Origin of the sequence: Pseudorhodoplanes sp., assembly GCF_035565855.1 — a bacterium.
GTDB lineage: Bacteria > Pseudomonadota > Alphaproteobacteria > Rhizobiales > Xanthobacteraceae > Pseudorhodoplanes.
This window is the reverse complement of the sequence record NZ_DATMRX010000040.1, coordinates 1-12,103: the sequence shown is the minus strand read 5'-3', so window position 1 is coordinate 12,103 and position 12,103 is coordinate 1. Positions and strand designations below refer to the sequence as shown.

Sequence of the window (12,103 nt, the reverse complement as noted above, 5' to 3'; positions counted from 1 at the left end):
GGAAGACAAGGTCGCGAAGATGCGGCAGGAAACCAGCGACGCGGTCGACAAGGAGATAGCCCGGCTCGATCACTTCAAGGCGCTGGACTATCACCTGCAGGGCACCGCGATGCATTGAGCGCGCGGCGCTACGCTGAAGTTGCAAAAAGCCGGGCCCATGCCCGGCTTTTTTGTTGTTCGCGCGGAGTCCCGCCGAAACCGCCGTTACTTACGCCGGCAAACGTCCTTGTCGAATGCTCCCGGCGCGACCCGGCGTTCGGAATGATCGTGTAATCCCTGGTGCGGACCGGTTTGCCGAACATCACGAGGTCGCGCTTGATACAGGTGAGCCGACTGCCGTCCCTGAACATGCATTTGATCTCGTCGTTCTTCGGATCGTCGCGTAGTTCGTAGATTGCATTGTCGGTGCGCACGCGGACTTCGTCGTCGGCGCTCGCCGAAGCCGCGACAAACGTGACCAGCGTGACGGCTACGAGAGCAGCGCGCCTTCGCATCGACACGCTATCCCGCCGTCAATCGACGAAGCGGGAAAATTCCCGCACCACTGTCTCGTAGACCGGCCGCTTGAAGGGAATGATCAGCCGCGGAAGGTTGCGGATCGGCTCCCAGCGCCATTCGACGAATTCGGGCTTATGCCCGCCGACGGGATGCAGGATGTTGATCTCCTTGTCGTTGCCGGTGAAGCGGAACGCGAACCATTTCTGCCGCTGCCCGCGATACCGGCCTTTCCAGGCGCGGCCGGCGATCTGCCGCGGAATGTCGTAGGACAGCCATTCGTCGATCTCGCCGAGCTTCACCACCGAACGGATGCTGGTCTCTTCCTGCAATTCGCGAAGCGCCGCATCGTACAGATCTTCGCCCTCATCGACTCCGCCCTGCGGCATCTGCCAGGAATGGACCGCATCGACATGCTCCGGACCGTTGGTGCGGCGGCCGATGAAGGCATGTCCCTCGTGGTTCAGCACCATCATGCCGACGCAGGAGCGATAGGGCAGGTCTTCGTATTTATCCTTGGACATGTCGGGATTGTGTGCCGGTGCCGTGGGCTTTTGCAAGATCGTGACGGCGGCCGTGGATCAGGTCGAGCGCGGCCGGATCGCCGCGGCGGTAATCGGAACCAGCACGATGCCGCGTCCCTGCGCCGACTTCGCCCATTTGGCGATACGGTCGATACTGGCCGGAAGCGCCGAGGAATAACCGACGGCCACATTGCCGCCGCGCGCGAGCGTCTCCAGCCGCTTCAGAGCATTGTCGATCTCGACCGCGCTCGGCACGGCGTCGATCACGACCTCGGCCCTGGCGTAGGGCAACTTGTTCGCCCCGGCGATCTGGCCGGCCTGGCTGCGCGCGATCGAGCCGTCCTCGACATAGATCAGGCCGCGCCTGGAAGCCTCGCGGAGCACCGGCGCGATCGCATGATCGGAACTCGCGAAGCGCGAGCCCATGTAATTGATCATCCCGACATAGCCCTGCATGCGGCTGAACAGCCAATGCAGGCGATCGATATTCTGCTCGGCCGAGAGCGACGACAACAGCGTCTGCGGGCCGGGGTCGTTGTCTGGATAGTCGTGCGGTTCCATCGGAACCTGCAGCAATACTTCGTGGCCTTTCTCGCGCGCCTGCGACACCAGCGTGTCGAGATCCGCGCCATAGGGCGTGAAAGCGAATGTGACGGAGCTGGGCAATTTCGACAGCGCATTCGCCGTCGCCGTCGCGCTCACACCGAGACCGCCGACCACGATCGCGATCTGCGGTCCGTCCGGATCGGCTTTCGCGGCCGAACGCTTGTGAGCGTAAATGTCGGACGGCCGCAGACCATCGGACGAGATGCGCGGTATCGGACCGTGGCGCGATTGCTCAAGCACGCGCGGATCGCCGCTGGAGCGCTTGCTCTCGGAGGACCCAATGACAACCTCCTGGCGCTTGCCGCTCGAGCCGTCGATGATCGTGACCGTCTTCGGTGCAGCCTCTTGTGGTTGCGAAAGTGCCGGCGGCGACGGGCTTTCAGGCAGCGAGGGCAGACGTGTTGCTTCTGCCGTCTGCACGGCGATCGGCGCCTCCGCGACCGGCTCGCCGCCCAGCGGGTCGCGCACCACCGCCACCCACAATGCGAAGCCGCAGAGCATGGCAACGAGGATCGCGGCGAGGCCGTGCGCAGCCAGTCGCCCAATCGAGAGCCGGGTCTTCGGAGACGGGCCTTGGCCGAGCGGTTTGTTCAGATCATCCACGGCGGCTGGCCCGGGGATCGCGAATCATCCACCCAGTCTAGCACGGAGTAGGATTCGGCCGGCCCGCAACGGGCGCTTCCGAAACGAAAAGGGCGGCCTTGCGGCCGCCCTCGGTCTTGTCCTGACAGCTCCAGGCAGGATTTACGGCTTCGCCGCCTCGGCGCGCTTGCCGCTCGGCGGGAATGCCGAGTTGGTCACCGTGCCGCGCAGCAGATCGACCGCCATCTTCAGCGCCTTGTCGTCCTTCGCATCCGGCGGGATGTAGGACTGCGAGCCGGTCTGCTCGTCGCCATCGGCCTTGAGATGGCCACGCAGCGACGACTCGCCCTTCGACTCGGCGCGCGCCTTCATGTCCTCAGGCACATCCTGCAGCACTTCGATATCCGGGCTGATACCCTTGGCCTGGATCGACTTGCCGGACGGCGTGTAGTAGCGCGCCGTCGTCAGCCGCAGCGCACCGTTGCCGGCCCCGAGCGGGATGATGGTCTGCACCGATCCCTTGCCGAAGGAGCGGGTGCCGAGAACCGTCGCACGCTTGTGGTCCTGCAGCGCGCCGGCCACGATTTCCGAGGCCGATGCCGAACCGCCGTTGATCAGAACGATGATCGGCTTGCCTTTGGTCAGATCGCCGGCCCGTGCGTTGAAGCGCTGGGTCTCGGCGACGTTGCGGCCGCGGGTGGAGACGATCTCGCCGCGATCAAGAAACGCGTCCGACACCGAAATTGCCTGATCGAGCAGGCCACCCGGATTGTTGCGCAGATCGAGGATGAAGCCCTTCAGCTTGTCGTTCGGGATCTGGGCGGTCAGGTCGGCGATCGCCTTCTTCAGCCCTTCGGTGGTCTGCTCATTGAACTGCGTCACCTTGATATAGGCAACATCGTCGCCCTGCGTGTTTGAGCGCACCGCGCGAACGCGGATGATGTCGCGGGTGATCGAGATTTCGAGCGGCTTCTCGGCGCCCTTGCGCATCACACGCAGCTTGATCTTGGTGTTGACCGGTCCGCGCATTTTCTCGACGGCCTGGTTCAAGGTCAGCCCCTGCACCGCTTCGTCGTCCAGATGCGTGATGATGTCGTTCGCCAGAATGCCGGCTTTGGCCGCCGGCGTTTCGTCGATCGGCGCCACGACTTTCACGAGGCCGTCTTCCATCGTGACTTCGATCCCGAGCCCGCCGAACTCGCCGCGGGTCTGGATCTGCATGTCACGGAAGCTCTTGCCGTCCATGTAGCTGGAATGCGGATCGAGGCCGGCCAGCATGCCGTTGATCGCGCTTTCGACCAGCTTGCTGTCATCGGGCTTCTCGACGTAGTCGGAGCGCACGCGCTCGAATACGTCACCGAACAGATTGAGGTTGCGATAGGTGTCAGCCGATGCGGCTGCGCTTGCGCTCATTCCGGAAAACACAAGCCGCGGCTGCACAGCGACGAGCGTAAGCGCGGCTCCTGTCGCCGCCCCCACCAGTACGAGGAATGTCTTGCGCATCATCCGCGGACCTTCTCACTTTCTTTCTTGGCCCACCAAGGGCCGGAATCGACGGGCGTGCCGTCTTTGCGAAATTCGACATAGAGGACCGGTTGGCTGGCCCCGACCGATGAAGCTGACGCCACTTGACTGCTGCCGCTGCCCATCGCCGCGACAGGTTCGCCAGTCAGAACGAACTGCCCAAGGCCGACGGAAATCCGGTCCATACCCGCGAGCACGATATGATACCCGCCGCCCGCATTCAGGATCAAGAGTTGCCCGTAGGACCGGAATGGCCCGGCATAGACCACCCAGCCATCGCAAGGCGCCGTGACCTGCGCTCCGGGTCGCGTGGCGATGGAAATCCCGCGTTCGGAGCCGCCGATACCATCGTTCGCCCCGAAATCGCGAATTTTGATGCCGTTGACCGGCATTGGCAGGGTGCCGCGCGCGGAGGCAAAGGCAATCGCCGGAGACAGCCGGCCCGGATCGTTCAGCGCCGCGAGCGCCGGCTTGGTCGCGCTCTTGTGATCCGGAACCGGTTCGCGGGCACGCGCTGCGTTGTCGAGGCCCCGCTCAAGACGCGTGACCAGGTCCTGAAGAGTTCCTGCCTGTCGCGCCAGCGCTTCGACCTGGGCCCGGCTCTGCTCAAGCGCCTGTTCGGAGGCCTTTTGCTGCTTCTGCCGCTCTTCCACGAGCAGCGTCATGCGCCGCTGCTCTTCGGACAGAACCGAGAGATCGGAGTTCAGCCGGCTGCGCTCATTAGCGATGTCGGTGCGCAGTTGCTGCAAGGCGCCGAGATCCGTCGCGACCCGCGCCGCCCGGTCCCGCAATTCCGGTACCACGGCGCCGAGTGCAATCGCGCCGCGCAGGGTCTTCGCGGCGTCTTCGGGATTGACCAGCAAGGCGGGGGGTGGTCGGCGTCCCATCCGCTGCAGGGCGGCCAGCACTTCGGCAATCGTGGATCGCTGGCTGTCCAGCGATTGGCGGAGCTCGCGCTCCTTTTCTTCCAGGGGCGCGATCCGGCCCTCGGTCGCTGACAGCCGGGCTTCGATCTCACGCATGCGCGCGGCGGTGCCGATCAGGTCGGCGTTCAGCCGGCGGCGATCGTTGCCGATCGCCTCGATGTCCGCCCGCAATTTGGCTTCGCTTTCGGCGGCGCGTTTTTGTTCCGCGCGGATGGCCGCCAGCTCCTGCTCGCGCGCCTTCAGAATCTCGCTTTCGGAAGCCGCGCTCTGCTCAGGCTTTTCCGCGCTGGTTTGCGCAAAGACTGGCGGAATTGCGGCGATCGCAGCAAACCCGCAGGCCGCCACGACCGGGCGGATCCCAAGGGATGTCCTGCGAAATGTGCTCATGCAGCTCATGTGTGCCGCCGAATCACGGCCTTCTTATGCCTTACGGCATCCACGGATGCCTTAATCTCGGTGATATGGGTGGCCGGACAGGATCGTGATAGCTCGGTACAACTGCTCTAGAAGCAAGATACGTACTAATTGATGCGGCCAAGTGGCCTGTCCAAAATTTAATATAAGTCTGGCGCGTTCACGGAGTGTGTCAGCGAGTCCATCCGCCCCGCCGATGACAAAGGCAAGGCTGGCCTGACCTCCATCCCGCCAGCGGGCGACCCGGTCCGCAAAGGCGGCGCTGGTCAGGCCTTCGCCCTTCTCGTCCATAAGAACGACAATCGCGCCCTCAGGGATCAGCGTAGAGATGGCGATGGATTCTTCGACCATGCGGCGGGCGCTGTCCTGCGCACGGCTTTCGCGGATTTCGACGACGTCGATGCTCCGGATGCCGATCGCGCGGCCCGCCTGCAATGCGCGCTTGAGGTAGCGATCGGCGAGTTCCGCCTCCGCTCCTTTCTTCATGCGGCCGACCGCGAGCACCAGCACGCGCATCGGTGTCGTCCGCCGTCAGCTCGACCGGCGTTGCGCGGTATCCTGCGCCTTCCCGCTCTTGCCGCCGGACCACATTTTTTCGATGGCGTAGAAGTCGCGGACCTCCGGACGGAAGACGTGTGCAATCACGTCGCCGGCGTCGATCAGGACCCAATCGCAATGTGGCTGGCCCTCGACCTGAATCGATTTCAGGCCGGATTTCTTGAGATGTTCCACGATGTCATCGGCAATCGATCCGACATGCCGGTTGGAGCGGCCGGAGGCCACTACCATGCTGTCAGCGATCGAGGATTTGCCGGTAAGATCGATGGTGACGATATCCTCGGCCTTCATCTCATCAAGGCGCTCGAGGACAATGTTCAGGGTCTGCGAGGCGTCACGCACCTCCGAGACCGATTGCGGCACGGCACTGGTCTTTGCACGGGTCCGCGCGATGACTTGTGTGCTCAGGGTATCCTTTCCTTCTTTGGTTTGCGCCCGGATGAAATGGGGACTCACCACGCGCAAGTGTAGGCACGTTGCAAAAATACTTTCAACTGCCGCCCGGTTCCGTCCCGCTTTCCCTGGCTTGCCGGATGGCCGTGGACGACAGGTCGGATTTCACGCCGTGGAGGTAGACCCAGGCCGGCGGAGACTGATCCGCCAGTGTTGAGGCCCGGTTTTCCGGGATACGGGCCCGGGCGAAGCTGATCGCGGCCGGTCCGGACGCGGCCCGCAGCGACAGGCCGCCGCGATCGACCACGGCGACGGGGATCATCAGGAAGATGTCGCGCCAGTTCTTCCAGCGGTGGAAGTCCTTGAGGTTGTCGGCGCCCATGATCCAGACGAAACGGGTGTCCGGCGCCTCGGTCAGCAGCCAGCGGATCGTATCGAACGAATATTTCGCGCCGATGGCGGACTCAAAGCCGGTGACGTCAATGCGTGGATGATCGGCAAGCGCGGTGGCCTGCGTGATGCGCTCGTCGAGCGATGGAAGCTTGCGGGTATCTTTCAGCGGATTGCCGGGCGTGACCAGCCACCAGACCCGGTCGAGCTGCAGCTTCTTCATCGCCAAAAGGGTGACAGCGCGATGCGCATCATGCGCTGGATTGAACGAGCCGCCGAACAATCCGATGCGCATGCCGGGCGCGTGAAGGGGAAGCGCCACGCGCTGTTTGGTGACGCTCTTCACCAGCGTGCGTTCGATCGGACGATCGTCTGCGCGCTTGATCATCGCCGCCCTTGCGACGGATGCAGTGTCACGGGCGGGTTTGTCCGTTGCCGCGCACGCGATACTTGAACGAGGTGAGTTGCTCGACGCCGACCGGACCACGCGCGTGCATCCGGCCGGTGGCGATCCCGATCTCCGCGCCGAAACCGAATTCGCCGCCATCGGCGAATTGCGTCGACGCATTATGCAGCACGATCGCGGAGTCGACTTCGTTCAGAAAGCGGTTCGCGGTCGCCTTGTCCTGCGTGACGATGGCATCGGTATGCTGCGAGCCATAACGCGCGATATGCGCCATGGCGCCGTCGACTCCGTCCACGAATTTCGCCGCGATGATCGCGTCCAGGAATTCCTTGCCGAAATCCTCAGGCGCTGCGGGCTTCACCCGCGGATCGAGCGCCTGGATGTCGGTGTCGCCGCGCACTTCGCATCCCGCATCGAGCAGGGCGGCGACAACCGGCGCCGCAACTTTCGCCGGCGCACTTTTGTCGATCAGCAATGTCTCGGCCGCGCCGCACACGCCGGTCCGACGCATCTTGGCATTGAGCACGATGTCCTTCGCCATCGCAGCCCTGGCCGCCTTGTCGATGTAGACGTGGCAGATACCTTCGAGATGGGCGAAGACCGGCACGCGCGCTTCCTCCTGCACGCGCGCCACGAGACTCTTGCCGCCGCGCGGCACGATCACGTCGATATTGCCGCCAAGACCGGCAAGCATTTCACCGACCGCGGAGCGGTCGCGCACCGGCACGAGCTGAATGGCGTCTTCGGGCAGACCGGCCTTGCGCAGGCCTTCGACCATCGCAGCGTGAATGGCGCGCGACGAGCGATGCGAATCCGAGCCGCCGCGCAGGATCGCGGCATTGCCGGCCTTCAGGCAGAGCGCGCCGGCGTCGGCGGTGACGTTCGGGCGGCTCTCATAGATGACGCCGATCACACCGATGGGCGTGCGTACCCGCTCGATGGTCATGCCGTTCGGCCGCTTCCATTTGGCGACGACGTCGCCGACCGGGTCCTTGAGCTGCGCCACCACCTCAAGGCCGTCGGCCATGGCAGCGACGCGCTTGTTGTCGAGTTTGAGGCGGTCGAGGAACGAGCCGGTGACGCCGGCCGCCTTTGCGTCGGCGACATCGGCTTCGTTGGCGGCGATGATTTCGGTCGTGGTCGCCCGGATCGCATCCGCCATGGCATGCAGCGCCTTGTCCTTTTGCGCGGACGGAGCGAGCGCAAGCGTGCGCGCGGCCTTGCGCGCACGGCGTCCGAGGTCCTGCATCAGGGCGGCCACCGTATCGGTGGAATCGACGGATTTGAGCGGTGCGGTCATTGTGTCGGTCGGATCTGTTTCGGACGCGGTTCTAACATGTAACGCTTCGCCGGAGCGAGTGTCAGGGGGCCGGAAATCGCCTTTGGCCGATCAGGATTTCAGATGGATGTCATTGGAAAAATTGAAGAATTGGCGCGAGCCGGGCAAGCTCGCATCGGGCCCCGCCTGATTCGAGCCGTGTTCGGGCTCGGCCTCGTCGTCTTTGCCGCTTCAGGGACACCCGTGACCGCTCAGCAAAAGCCGCCAGTCCAAAGCGCGCCAAGTCAAAGCCCGGCAAGTCAAAGCCTGGCAAGCCAGTCTGCGAGGCCCGCGGCCTTCGTCGATGCGGCGACGGTGGTTCCGGGCCTCGTCGTCGACATGCGCTATTTCGGCACCCAAAATTTCGTCGGCGCCCATGTCGACGGTTATGAAGCGCCGGTCTGCGTTCTGACGCATCAGGCGGCGTCGGCGCTCGCGGCGGTCCAGCGCGACCTGAAACCGCGTGGACTTGGTCTGAAAGTGTTCGACTGCTACCGCCCGGCGCGCGCCGTCCGACATTTCGTGCGCTGGGCGCGCGGCTCGGACAACAGCACCAAGGCGGAATATTACCCGCATGTCGCCAAGAGCAATCTGTTCCGCGAAGGCTATATCGCCTCGCGCTCGGGCCATTCGCGCGGCTCGACCGTCGATCTGACTCTGGTCAGGCTGTCCGACAACCAGGAACTCGACATGGGTACGCCGTTCGATTTCCTCTCGCCGCAATCGGGACAACACGGCAAGGTCAGCGCGCAAGCGCGCGTCAACCGCAAGATCCTCGCAGACGCGATGCGTGCGCGCGGTTTTCTTCCCTACGACAAGGAATGGTGGCACTTCACGCTACGCAACGAGCCGTTTTCCAACACCTATTTCGATTTTCCGGTCCGCTGAGACCGTCAGGTGTTGATGGCAAGAACGCGTCTGCGCAAAAAATAACGAGACATTCCGGGAGGCACCGGGATGTCTCGTTATCATCGACGTAGTGGCGGCGTACCGGACGAAGAATCGCCCCCAGCCCATTCGACAAATCCGTAGCAGGTATGGTCAGGGGAGAACCTGCCAAGACGCGGATCAGTGAACCGTCCGTCGAAACGCATACGCAACTATACGCTACCGACACATTCCGACCGGTGGTCGGCCGGTATTTCAGCGACCCTCATACGCCACTCACCGCCGATTAGACTACGCGGCGCATGTGGCGTTGCTGCGGTATGATTCCGTGCCGCCACAATCTATCAACATGTGCCTGCGCAACACTCGCGGCAGTTTTGCAACAGGCTGGTATTGCAGCAAAAAATGAGGGTCCGGATTCCAGCTATCGCTGCGATCAGTGCCCCGTAAGGACGAGATCGTCGCGGTGCACGATCTCGGTGCGGCCTGAAAATCCGAGGATCATCATGATGTCTGCAGAGGAGCGCCCTATTATCCTTGCGGCATCATCGGCGTCATAGGCGACGAGACCGCGGCCGATTTCGATACCGTCGAGATCGCGGATGGTCACGGCATCGCCGCGCTGGAACGTGCCGTCGATGCGCTTGACGCCGGCCGGCAGGAGGCTGGCGCCGCGGCGCAGCGCGGCGACGGCACCCTGATCGATCCACAATGTGCCCTTCGGTTCGAGCGCTCCGGCGATCCATTTCTTGCGCGCGGTGACCGGATTGGCCGGCGTCAGAAACCAGGTGCAGCGTCCCCCATCGGCAATCGCACGCAACGGATGCAGCGTCTTGCCGGATGCGATCACCATATGCGTGCCGGCCGTGGTCGCGATCTTGCCGGCCTCGATCTTCGTGACCATGCCGCCGCGCGATAATTCCGAACCCGAGGCGCCGGCCATCGCTTCGATCTGCGGCGTGATCCGCTCGACCACAGGCACGAGATTCGCGCCGCCGCCCGCGCTCGGCGGTGCATCGTAAAGACCGTCGATATCCGACAACAGGACCAGGAGATCCGCGCTGGTCATGGTCGCAACGCGCGCGGCGAGGCGATCGTTGTCGCCGTAGCGGATTTCGTTCGTCGCGACGGTGTCGTTCTCGTTGATCACCGGCACGCTCTTCCATTCCAGCAGCCGGTCGATGGTCGAGCGCGCGTTCAAATAACGGCGGCGTTCCTCGGTGTCGCCGAGGGTCACGAGGATCTGCCCCGCCGTGATACCATGGGTGGCGAGTGTTTCCGCCCAGATGCGCGCGAGCGCGATCTGTCCGACGGCGGCCGCAGCCTGCGAGTCCTCGAGGGCCAGCGCGCCGCGAGGCAGTTTCAGCACCGAGCGCCCGAGCGCGATCGCGCCCGATGAGACCACCAGGATGTCGCGCTTGCCGCTATGCAGCCAGGCGATGTCCTCGCACAAGGCGCGCAGCCAGTCCTCGCGCAACCGGCCGGCGGCGGAATCGACGAGGAGCGACGAGCCGACCTTGATGACGACGCGGCGGAAATCGGGGAGGGCGGGCAGGCGGGCTGACATGCGGACGATGGGGTTAGACGGGCCGAACCGTCGGCCCGGCGCGGCGTTGAATATCAGTCAATTTCGCATTCGTCATGGTCCGTCCGCGGCAGGTCAGATGGCTCGCATCCGCATCGGTACGTCAGGCTGGCACTATGCCTCCTGGCGAGGGCCGTTCTTTCCGCCGAAGTTGATGGTCAGGCACCAGCTGACCTATTACGGGACGCAATTCGATACCACGGAGCTGAATGGCGTCTTTTACCGGACCCCGACGCTGGAGGCGGTCGAAGCCTGGACAGCGCAGACCCCAGACGATTTCGTTTTCGCGTGGAAGGCGTCGAAATTCATCACCCACTGGAAGCGGCTGTCCGAAAAGTCGCGCAATTCGATTGCGTTGATGGAGACCCGCTTGCGCAAGCTCGGCCACAAGGCGGGGCCGGTGCTGTTTCAATTGCCGCCGCAATTTCATGCGGACCGCGAGCGCCTCGCATCCTTCATCAAATTGCTCCGGCGCAAGCGTCCTTACGTGTTCGAATTCCGTCACGACAGCTGGTACGACGACCGCATTCTTGATGTGCTGCGCGATCACGACATCGCGCTGTGCCTGTCCGACCATGCCGACGCACCGGCACCCTGGGCCGTCACGGCGCGACACGTCTATGTGCGCGGGCATGGACCGGGCGGCCGCTACAAGGGCCATTACAGCGATGCGACGCTGGAACGCTGGGCTCAGGAGATCCGAAAGTGGAAGCGGCAGCGTCGCGATGTCTATGTCTATTTCGACAATGACCAGAAGAGCGCGGCGCCGGCCGATGCGGCCAGGCTGCGGGATATGCTGAAGGCGTGAAGAGGCCGCGGCCGAGCCGGCTACGGCTGCCAGGCAGCTGCTTTTTCGGGAGCGGGCTCCTCCGCCGAGCGGGCCTCGTCGATCACATCGAGCAGGGCGCGCAGCGCCTCCGGCACGCCTTGCCGGGACTGCGCGGACAGCACCAGCGGCGTGCGCCTCGCGGCTTTCTTGAGCGCCTTGACCTTGGCCTTGATTTCCTCGTCGGTCATGGCGTCGCATTTGGAGAGCGCCACGATTTCCGGCTTTTCCGCGAGCACCTCGTCATAGGCCTCGAGTTCGGCGCGAACGGTCTTGTACGCTCCAGCCGGGTCTTCGCTGGTGCCGTCGACGAGATGCAGCAGCACGCGGCACCGTTCCACATGGCCGAGAAACCGGTCGCCGAGTCCTGCGCCCTCATGCGCGCCTTCGATGAGGCCCGGAATGTCGGCCAGCACGAATTCGCGTCCGTCCACCGCGACGACGCCGAGCTGCGGATGCAGCGTCGTGAAGGGGTAATCCGCGATTTTCGGCTTGGCCGCGCTCACCGCGGCCAGGAAGGTGGATTTGCCGGCATTGGGTAACCCGACGAGGCCGGCATCGGCGATCAGCTTCAGGCGCAGCCGGATGGTGCGTTCCTCGCCCGGCTGGCCTGGATTGGCATGACGTGGCGCACGGTTGGTCGAGGTCTTGAAATGGGCGTTGCCGAA

At 64.0% G+C, this 12,103-nt stretch carries 13 protein-coding genes; 2 read left to right on the top strand and 11 right to left on the bottom strand.

Going from position 1 to position 12,103, the window contains the following annotated elements:
• Positions 1 to 128 precede the first annotated feature (128 nt).
• The 9 genes from VN004_RS02555 to VN004_RS02515 all read right to left on the bottom strand — a co-directional run bounded on the left by VN004_RS02555 (position 129) and on the right by VN004_RS02515 (position 8,118).
• On the bottom strand, positions 129 to 413 hold the full coding sequence (locus VN004_RS02555) for a hypothetical protein (protein WP_325606715.1): 285 nt from the start codon (positions 411 to 413) through the stop codon (positions 129 to 131).
• Positions 414 to 512: 99 nt separating this feature from the next.
• Positions 513 to 1,019 carry an RNA pyrophosphohydrolase gene (locus VN004_RS02550; protein WP_325606713.1) on the bottom strand — a complete coding sequence of 169 codons (507 nt, stop codon included), beginning with the start codon at positions 1,017 to 1,019 and terminating at the stop codon, positions 513 to 515.
• 57 nt (positions 1,020 to 1,076) lie between these two features.
• The gene (locus VN004_RS02545; protein WP_325606711.1) at positions 1,077 to 2,228 is read right to left on the bottom strand and encodes a divergent polysaccharide deacetylase family protein; all 1,152 of its coding nucleotides are present in this window, start codon (positions 2,226 to 2,228) and stop codon (positions 1,077 to 1,079) included.
• 141 nt (positions 2,229 to 2,369) lie between these two features.
• The gene (locus VN004_RS02540; RefSeq protein WP_325606709.1) at positions 2,370 to 3,713 is read right to left on the bottom strand and encodes a S41 family peptidase; all 1,344 of its coding nucleotides are present in this window, start codon (positions 3,711 to 3,713) and stop codon (positions 2,370 to 2,372) included.
• A complete protein-coding gene (locus VN004_RS02535; protein ID WP_325606707.1) occupies positions 3,710 to 5,044 on the bottom strand; it encodes a murein hydrolase activator EnvC family protein in 1,335 nt (444 codons plus the stop codon). The genes VN004_RS02540 and VN004_RS02535 overlap by 4 nt, the downstream gene beginning before the upstream one ends.
• A 60-nt stretch (positions 5,045 to 5,104) precedes the next feature.
• Complete coding sequence (gene rlmH, locus VN004_RS02530; RefSeq protein WP_325606705.1) at positions 5,105 to 5,587, bottom strand: 23S rRNA (pseudouridine(1915)-N(3))-methyltransferase RlmH; 483 nt, start codon at positions 5,585 to 5,587, stop codon at positions 5,105 to 5,107.
• A gap of 15 nt (positions 5,588 to 5,602) precedes the next feature.
• Complete coding sequence (gene rsfS, locus VN004_RS02525; RefSeq protein ID WP_325606703.1) at positions 5,603 to 5,992, bottom strand: ribosome silencing factor; 390 nt, start codon at positions 5,990 to 5,992, stop codon at positions 5,603 to 5,605.
• Positions 5,993 to 6,119: 127 nt separating this feature from the next.
• Positions 6,120 to 6,800, bottom strand: a complete 681-nt coding sequence (locus VN004_RS02520; protein WP_325606701.1) for a nicotinate-nucleotide adenylyltransferase — start codon at positions 6,798 to 6,800, stop codon at positions 6,120 to 6,122.
• A gap of 25 nt (positions 6,801 to 6,825) precedes the next feature.
• Entirely contained in the window at positions 6,826 to 8,118 is a 1,293-nt protein-coding gene (locus VN004_RS02515; RefSeq protein WP_325606699.1) for a glutamate-5-semialdehyde dehydrogenase, read from the bottom strand.
• A gap of 222 nt (positions 8,119 to 8,340) precedes the next feature.
• Between VN004_RS02515 and VN004_RS02510 the strand changes: the two genes are divergently transcribed.
• The gene (locus VN004_RS02510) at positions 8,341 to 9,024 is read left to right on the top strand and encodes a M15 family metallopeptidase (protein WP_325606697.1); all 684 of its coding nucleotides are present in this window, start codon (positions 8,341 to 8,343) and stop codon (positions 9,022 to 9,024) included.
• A 436-nt stretch (positions 9,025 to 9,460) separates the two neighbouring features.
• Here VN004_RS02510 and proB read toward each other — a convergent pair whose 3' ends face one another.
• Positions 9,461 to 10,591: a glutamate 5-kinase gene (gene proB / locus VN004_RS02505; protein ID WP_325606695.1), complete on the bottom strand. Its 1,131-nt coding sequence runs from the start codon at positions 10,589 to 10,591 to the stop codon at positions 9,461 to 9,463.
• A gap of 97 nt (positions 10,592 to 10,688) precedes the next feature.
• On the opposite strand from proB, the gene VN004_RS02500 reads away from it, so the two are divergent.
• A complete protein-coding gene (locus VN004_RS02500) occupies positions 10,689 to 11,417 on the top strand; it encodes a DUF72 domain-containing protein (protein ID WP_325606693.1) in 729 nt (242 codons plus the stop codon).
• Positions 11,418 to 11,437: 20 nt separating this feature from the next.
• Here the strand turns inward: VN004_RS02500 and VN004_RS02495 are convergent.
• Positions 11,438 to 12,103: GTPase Obg (locus VN004_RS02495; protein ID WP_325606691.1), on the bottom strand; the 666-nt coding region annotated here is incomplete at its 5' end.

Excerpts from the sequence above, each read along its gene's own strand:
- VN004_RS02550 (WP_325606713.1), bottom strand. The coding sequence starts at position 1,019 with ATGTCCAAGGATAAATACGAAGACCTGCCCTATCGCTCCTGCGTCGGC.
- VN004_RS02540 (WP_325606709.1), bottom strand. The coding sequence starts at position 3,713 with ATGATGCGCAAGACATTCCTCGTACTGGTGGGGGCGGCGACAGGAGCC.
- VN004_RS02535 (WP_325606707.1), bottom strand. The coding sequence starts at position 5,044 with ATGAGCACATTTCGCAGGACATCCCTTGGGATCCGCCCGGTCGTGGCG.
- rlmH (WP_325606705.1), bottom strand. The coding sequence starts at position 5,587 with ATGCGCGTGCTGGTGCTCGCGGTCGGCCGCATGAAGAAAGGAGCGGAG.
- VN004_RS02520 (WP_325606701.1), bottom strand. The coding sequence starts at position 6,800 with ATGATCAAGCGCGCAGACGATCGTCCGATCGAACGCACGCTGGTGAAG.
- VN004_RS02515 (WP_325606699.1), bottom strand. The coding sequence starts at position 8,118 with ATGACCGCACCGCTCAAATCCGTCGATTCCACCGATACGGTGGCCGCC.
- proB (WP_325606695.1), bottom strand. The coding sequence starts at position 10,591 with ATGTCAGCCCGCCTGCCCGCCCTCCCCGATTTCCGCCGCGTCGTCATC.
- VN004_RS02500 (WP_325606693.1), top strand. The coding sequence starts at position 10,689 with ATGGCTCGCATCCGCATCGGTACGTCAGGCTGGCACTATGCCTCCTGG.